Annotated in this window: 5 protein-coding genes; 2 read left to right on the top strand and 3 right to left on the bottom strand. The window is 66.1% G+C overall.

The window, feature by feature from the left end:
- The first annotated feature begins 365 nt into the window (after nucleotides 1-365).
- Entirely contained in the window at nucleotides 366-773 is a 408-nt protein-coding gene (locus TR46_RS35415) for a hypothetical protein (RefSeq protein ID WP_201776479.1), read from the top strand.
- 9 nt (nucleotides 774-782) lie between these two features.
- Here the strand turns inward: TR46_RS35415 and TR46_RS43360 are convergent, their stop codons facing one another.
- The 3 genes from TR46_RS43360 to TR46_RS35400 all read right to left on the bottom strand — a co-directional run bounded on the left by TR46_RS43360 (nucleotide 783) and on the right by TR46_RS35400 (nucleotide 5,144).
- On the bottom strand, nucleotides 783-1,325 hold the full coding sequence (locus TR46_RS43360; RefSeq protein WP_152626892.1) for a hypothetical protein: 543 nt from the start codon (nucleotides 1,323-1,325) through the stop codon (nucleotides 783-785).
- A 160-nt stretch (nucleotides 1,326-1,485) separates the two neighbouring features.
- On the bottom strand, nucleotides 1,486-3,954 hold the full coding sequence (locus tag TR46_RS35405) for an ATP-binding protein (RefSeq protein ID WP_152626891.1): 2,469 nt from the start codon (nucleotides 3,952-3,954) through the stop codon (nucleotides 1,486-1,488).
- Between the two features lie 446 nt (nucleotides 3,955-4,400).
- Entirely contained in the window at nucleotides 4,401-5,144 is a 744-nt protein-coding gene (locus tag TR46_RS35400) for a helix-turn-helix domain-containing protein (RefSeq protein ID WP_304941315.1), read from the bottom strand.
- A 265-nt stretch (nucleotides 5,145-5,409) separates the two neighbouring features.
- Between TR46_RS35400 and TR46_RS35395 the strand changes: the two genes are divergently transcribed.
- On the top strand, nucleotides 5,410-5,928 hold the full coding sequence (locus TR46_RS35395; RefSeq protein WP_042410672.1) for a hypothetical protein: 519 nt from the start codon (nucleotides 5,410-5,412) through the stop codon (nucleotides 5,926-5,928).
- The last annotated feature ends 748 nt before the right edge of the window (nucleotides 5,929-6,676 follow it).

Genomic DNA, 6,676 nt, shown 5'->3' with positions numbered 1-6,676 from the left:
CGTAGACCCGACGCGACAGTCGGGCCCTCGTCCTACCCAGCCCTACCCGCACAAGCCGAAACGGCCCGCCGAGCACGCCGACGGACCGTCATGAAAAATCGAGGCTAACGTCAACCCCCGCTACCGCCGGGTTTAACGAACTACCGGTAGGGGTCACCCATCACCGTGCGCTGCTATTAGGTCTTGAGCATTGCTCGAGTCTATGAGAGGGGTGTGCGAATTCGTGCAGGAAAGTCGACATCATCAGGCCGTCCCGAGCAGCCTGGTCGTGCCGCCCAGCGCACGTCGGCCCCCAGTAGTCAGCCCTCTGACCCACGCCGACCGCTGCGCTGGGCCCGTGACCACCATGAGTCCCAAGGAGAGACATGAAGCACATGTCACAGTCACGCCAGGGAACCCGCGCGTCAGGCGTCTTCAAGCGGCGCGGCATCACAGCCGCCGTCATCGGCGCGGTCGCAGCCGGTGGCCTCCTGCTGTCCACCGGCGACGCCTTCGCGGAAGGCATCGGCGGAGACGTCTACACCGACAACTGCCACGGCTACATCAACCCCGCCGGCGCCCACTGGGCCTACGGTTGGGTGACCGGCGCGCCCGGGTGTGAGGTCGACCTGTGGCAGACCAACAAAACAACCGGCGGCTGGACCCAGACGGGCTTCTACCGCGTCCCCACCCTCGCACCCACCATGTACCACGCCGACGGCGTGCACTATCTCCAGGTCGAGGTCTACGACCCCCTCACCCACTCTTACGCCTGGGGTCCGGAAATCTATTAGGGTCTGGTACTACAGGGCCAGATCTTGATCACGGGGTGGTGGGAGGCCCTTGCTGTGGCCACGGCACAGCCCCGTGGTCCAGATCGTTCGCCGGATGCCGGTCGGCGCGGCCGATTCAGCCGTCCGGGACCGCGAGTTCGCCGCGCCGGGCGAACGGGATAACGCACATACGACGCCTGGCATCGCCATGTCACCATGGCCATGCTGGTGTTGGCGTTCCTGGCCGCGATTGAGGGGCCTCGCGGCACTCAGCCACCCCCGCTCGGCCAGCCGCCGCGCCCTGGACCGCACGCCCTCGATCTTCGCCGGCACCAGCTCCAGGCCCAGCCCTACCGCTGTGTCGAGTTCTGGGCAGCGTTCGCGCAGTTCCTTGGGCTGCAGCTTGTTCTGCTCGGTGTGCTCGTCGGGGTGGGTCAGCAACGCTGAGGTCGCCTTCGCTTCTACACCGTGCTCGCCGCCCGCCTTGCGGGCCGCGTGGCCATGGGGCTCGTTGGCACTGGCCGGTCCATTCCCTGTATCGCTGCCCACGTGCCGGCGGAGATCGTCCGGCACCTCCCAAGCTCCCAAGGCTCGCCCGGTGCTACCAGGTGTCGGAGAGGGAGGTGCGCCGTCTTCTGTGCGCTGGAGCAGATGCACCGCGGGCTGCGGTGCCGCGACATGTACGCGCGCGACGGGGGCTGATGGGGCGATCCGTGGGAGAGCCCTTCGAAGGTCAGGGTGTCGTCGGTAGGGCGGACATGCCTGCCTCCAGATCCTTGCGGAGCGGACTGTCGTGGCGGATGCGAAACCTGTCGAGAATGGCGAGCGCGTTTCGATAGTGGTCGCCTGCGCGTTCGGTGTCGCCGACTTGCCGATAGGTGTCGCCGAGCGCTGTCAGAGCGGCGGCTTCGTAGTGAGGACCGTTGTCCTTGGCGATCTCGAGACCTTGCTGGATCGTTGCCAGGCCGCGCTCGGGGTTTCCGGACTGGGCGTAAGCCCGGCCTATCAGTACAAGGTTCTCTCCTTCGTTATTGCGCTTCTTGTGCGTCCGGCACAACTCGAGTGCTTCGGTGAGAACCGTGAGCGCACGAGTGAAATCACCGCGGTAGAGGTGGGCCTGGCCCAGGTGGCCGAGCGCACTGGCATGGCCGCTGCTGTTGCCGTTCTCCTGGGCGATGGTGACTGCCTCTTCCAGCACGTCGATCGCTTCGGCGTGTCGGCCTAGTTGGATGAGGATTCCGCCCGTGTTCCCCAGAACGATCCCTTCTAGCCAGCCGTCGCCGAGCTGTCGGGTGAGGGCAAGTGCCTGGTGGGATGCCTTCAGCGCTGCGGCGATGTCGCCGTGGTCACAGTGGAGGACTGCTACGTTCGACAGCGCTACCGACACCCCCCGGTGGTCGCCGATCTCGCTGTAGATCTCCGCGGCCCTTTCGAGATGGTTGAGCGAGTCGGTGTAGTGGCCCAGGCATTCCCGGGCGATGCCGAGCTGGTTGAGGATCTGTGCCCGCCGTTGTGCATCGTCCGCGGGGAGTGTTTCCAGTGCCGCCTCGTTGAGCTTCACCGAATCGGCGAGTCGGCTCGTGTTCTTCAGGTACTCCCACAACAAGATCGACATCGGCACCGGATCGGCTATGCCGACGACGGCGAGGCCGATGATATTGCGGTGCTCGGCATCAAGCCAGGAATGCGCTTCAGCTGTCCCGATGAACGCCGGCGCTGGTGTCACCGTCTGAGCCATCTCGATTCGTCGATGTTTCGCGTCTGGAAACAGCACATCCATTGCCGCTGCCGTAGCCGCCAGGTAGTACGTACCTAGTCGGTGTTCTGCGGCCCGCTTGCTGTCACCGGAAGGGCCACCGTCGATCGCTTCGGTGAACTCCATGGCGAACAGGCGCAGGAGGTCATGCAGTTCGTACCGCCCAGCGCCATTGTGCTCCAGGAGGTACTCGTCCACGAGGCGCTCCAGTATGGTTTCGGCCTCCTCTGGCGCCAGGTCGGCAGCCGCAGCCATGGCCGCGGCGGTGAAGCTCGAGCCAGGGAACAGCGCCGCCCAGCAGAACACACGCTGAGCGGCTTGCGGAAGCACGCGTACGGACAGGCTGAACAGGGTTCGGACGCCTTGCCTGCTTGCGCCGCCGGCGCCGGTCGACTCCACCGCGTCGAGGCCGGCGGAGGCCAGCCGGTCGACGAGGTCGGCGAGCCGCCAGGTGGAACGCCTCCGCAGTTGGCCGCCTGCCAGCGCCACGGCAAGCGGCAGGTAGCCGCACAACCTGACAACTGCCGCGGCAGCCTGCGGCTCGGCCATCGTCCGGGCCTTGCCGACGATCCGAGCAAGCAGGTCCAGCGCTTCGTCCTCGCGGAACACTCCGAGCTGGCACACGACGGCGTCGGCCAGCCCGGTCAGGCTCCGACGGCTGGTGATCAATACCAGGCACGACGGGCTCGCCGGTATCAGGTCCCTGACCTGGTCCTCGTCAGCGGCATTGTCCAGCACGATCAGCGCGTCCATGCCGTGCACACGGTTCCGGAACATCGCCGAGCGGTCGTCGAGACTGTCCGGGATCGCCTGAGCGGGAACACCCAACTGCCTCAGGAAAGCGTCCAGCACCGCGGCCGGATCTGCCGGAGGGTGATCTGGATCAAAACCGCGCAGGTTCACGAACAGCTGCACGTCGCTGAAGCGGCCCGCACGTACCAGTTCGTGTGCCGCGCGGACGGCGAGGCGGGTTTTCCCGATGCCTGCCATGCCCTCGATCGCCGAGACCACCACCGTCCGTGCCGACCCCGAACCCTCGCCGACCGCTGCGAAAAGGGCTCGAAGCTCCTCTTCACGGCCCGTGAAGAGGAGGAGATCGCCGGGGAGCTGCCGAAACACCCCCGCTGGGCCGCCGGCCATCGCCTCCATCTGAATGCGCAGGTACGCCTGGCGCCATTGCGCTACCTCGGCCTCGTCCAATCCCAGTGCCCGGACGATCGCGATCAACAGATCCAGGTCCAGGCGCCGGCGCCCGGTCTTGAAGGCGTTTACGAGCGTGGACGGTGGGACCGCCCGAGGCGGCCGTATCAGCGCCCCGACTCGCTTGGCCAGCACCCGGTACGAGGGCATCCCTGCCCACGCCCGCAACTCACCCAACAGACCCACGAACTCGGCCAGATCCTGGGTCCCGTCCGGATCCGGAACGGTCCCGCGCTGCTCACCCACGACGCCCCCCGCGAAGTCGTGCCCCTTCCAACCCGAGACTAGCGCGGGGTGTGCGAAATCGTGCAAGCAACGGGACTCAACCCGACCGACCGGGCAGCCTGGTCGTGCTGCTTCGCGCAAGGCCGGCCCAAGCGGCGCAAAACAACGGGAAACGCACACCTGCGTTCCGCGCAATTCGCCGCGCCTAGAGCAACGATAGGTCCCCTGACCTGCGGAAAGGCACCCGAGGGGCCTGATGAGGCGTTTCTCTAGGCATAGAGAAACGCCCAGGTCAGAGAGGCGGCGATGTGCGCCAAGACTCCAGCAATCCAGTGAAGCCCGACTTCCCAAAATGGCATCAGCATGGGCAAGTTGACGCGTCTTGTGTCCGGCGGGGCACCGCCCCTCTATCGTGGCTCCCGTCTTGATCGGCCAGGCACGGCCCGGCGGCCAGATGGCGGTCGGATTCAGTACCTGCCCCGACCTGCGAGAACGTCAAGCCCTAGAGATACGGCCTGCACCGAGAGCTTGAAGGCGTCCTGGAGGTGCGGCTTGAGATCGAACTTCTTCCAGATCCGCCCGATGGTGGACTTCGACAGGCCCGAGTGCTGGGCCATCGAGGCCCGCGACCAGTGCGTATCCCTGCCCGGAGTGGACTCCAACGTCGCCACCACGATGTCCTCGACCCGGTCCAGGAGGATCGAGGGCGGCCGGCCGGGCCGCGGTTCATCCGTCAGCCCGTCCAGACGCAGGGCAACGAAGCGTGAGCGCCAGCGGTTCACCGTCGCGTGGGCGATGCCCAGATCCGTGGCAACCTGCTTGTTCGTCCCGCCCTCGGCGCACCGCAGCAAGATCCTCGCCCGCAGTGCCAGGAACTGCGCGGTCTTCGCCCGCCGCGTCCAGCGCGTCAACTCCGCGCGCTCGGCATCACTGAGCACTAGGTCCGGCATGCGCCGGCCCGGCCGCGGCTGATCCCGCAGACCCGCCAACCGTCGGGCCACGAACCGCGAACGCCACGTGCGCACCGTCTCCACGGACACTCCGCAGTCCGCTGCCGCACCGGTATTTGACGCCCCGTCCGCACAGGCCAGAATGATCCGTGCCCGCTCCGCCACACGGGCCGACACCTCACCACCCGCCCAGCGCACCAACTCTGCGCGCTCCCCGGCGGACAGCACGACTTCGACAGCACGAGGACCCCGACGCGACATAAAAACAGCATACAGACTTAGATCATCCTTTTCCGGCGCAGCACACTAGTGCAGGCCTGACGAGTGTACGGATTCGTACGGAAAACGGGACCTCGCGGTTCAGCGGTGCTGGAATCAAGACAAGCGCTCTCAGGCGGGAGCGACGTGCCGGGCAGGCCCGCGGTCGAGCGGCCGACACCGTGAGCGCGGCGCTTCACCTGGGCGCGGAGGACGACCCGTGCCCACTCGGCAGACATCGAATTCAGGGTCTTGGAGGGAATCCACCATGCAGAGATCGAAGCGTTTGGCGATCGTCGCCGCGGCGCTCGCAGCGAGCACGCTCGGCGCGGCGGGCAGTGCTACTGCTGCCCCCGCATCCTCGAAGGTCACGTCCTCGGCCGCAGTCGCACCGACTGTCGTTGAGTACACGGCAGCCGACGTCGCGGCCTTGAACACGAAGCTGCCCAAGGGGTGGCACGCCACCTTGGCCCCGGCGCGGGCCCGTGTCAGCCCGGACATCTATTCGGAGCCTTGCACAGGGGGATGGGGCGTGGAGGTGTGGAATTCGGCAGGGAACTGCACTGCGTTCGGCTACACCGGCACGACCGGCTGGATCGGGTGGTACGTGACGTACATCTCCACCTACAACAACTACGGCTGGATCCAGACCAGCGATGGGCGCGCTAACTTCGGAACCTGCACGTACTTCAAATACAACCCCCTAAAACTGCTCGAGTACCTCCACATCGACGGCTTCACCAACAGCGTCATGTGCGCCAACTCCATTGCGATCACCGCCTCTTGAGCAAGCCTGCGGTACCACCCATGGCACCGCGAGCCGGTGATCCTTAGACCCTGTTTTCGTTCCGATCTTGAGTGGTGTTGGTCGAACAGGGGTCTCGTTCGGGTGATCGCGGCGGATGCCGGGCAATCAAGCAGGGCCTCTTGGTGGTTCGTTAGGTGTCTACGCCAACAAGCGATCCAGGAGGCCCTGTTGTCGCAGTCTTTCGCCGACCAGGTAGTGGACCGCGTCCAACAGCGCCCGGTGGCAGTACGCCTCCCGGGCTGGCCTCCGCGTCCCTGCAGCCAGCCCGGCACCGGCATCAGCAGGCGGACCGCGGCCCACTGCGCGTCCGTCATGTCGGTGGGATAGCGCCGCTCGCGCGTGCCGTTGTCCGCGGCGTTCCCGAACCGGTGCGCGAGACAGTCACACGACGGAGTGAACGAAGTGGACCCCGGCCGCAGCCAGGGCGAAAGACTGCGACAGCAGGGCCTCCTGGATCGCTTGTTGGCGTAGACACCTAACGAACCACCAAGAGGCCCTGCTTTCATGCCCGGCACCCGCCGCGATCACCCGAACGAGACCCCTGTTCGACCAACACCACGCAAGATCGGAACGAAAACAGGGTCTGAGTGAGATCGTTGGTCAGGCGCCGAGTTGGTATGTGCAGTGGTCGACGCGGGGGTACCGGTAGTTCGTTAAACCCGGCGGTAGCGCGGGTTGACGTTAGGTCAGGCTCGTCGTAGAGCGGAGGGAAGGGATATTTCGCCGC

This window comes from Streptacidiphilus carbonis, from assembly GCF_000787775.1.
Classification (GTDB): domain Bacteria; phylum Actinomycetota; class Actinomycetes; order Streptomycetales; family Streptomycetaceae; genus Streptacidiphilus; species Streptacidiphilus carbonis.
This window is presented reverse-complemented; position numbering and strand designations above follow the sequence as displayed.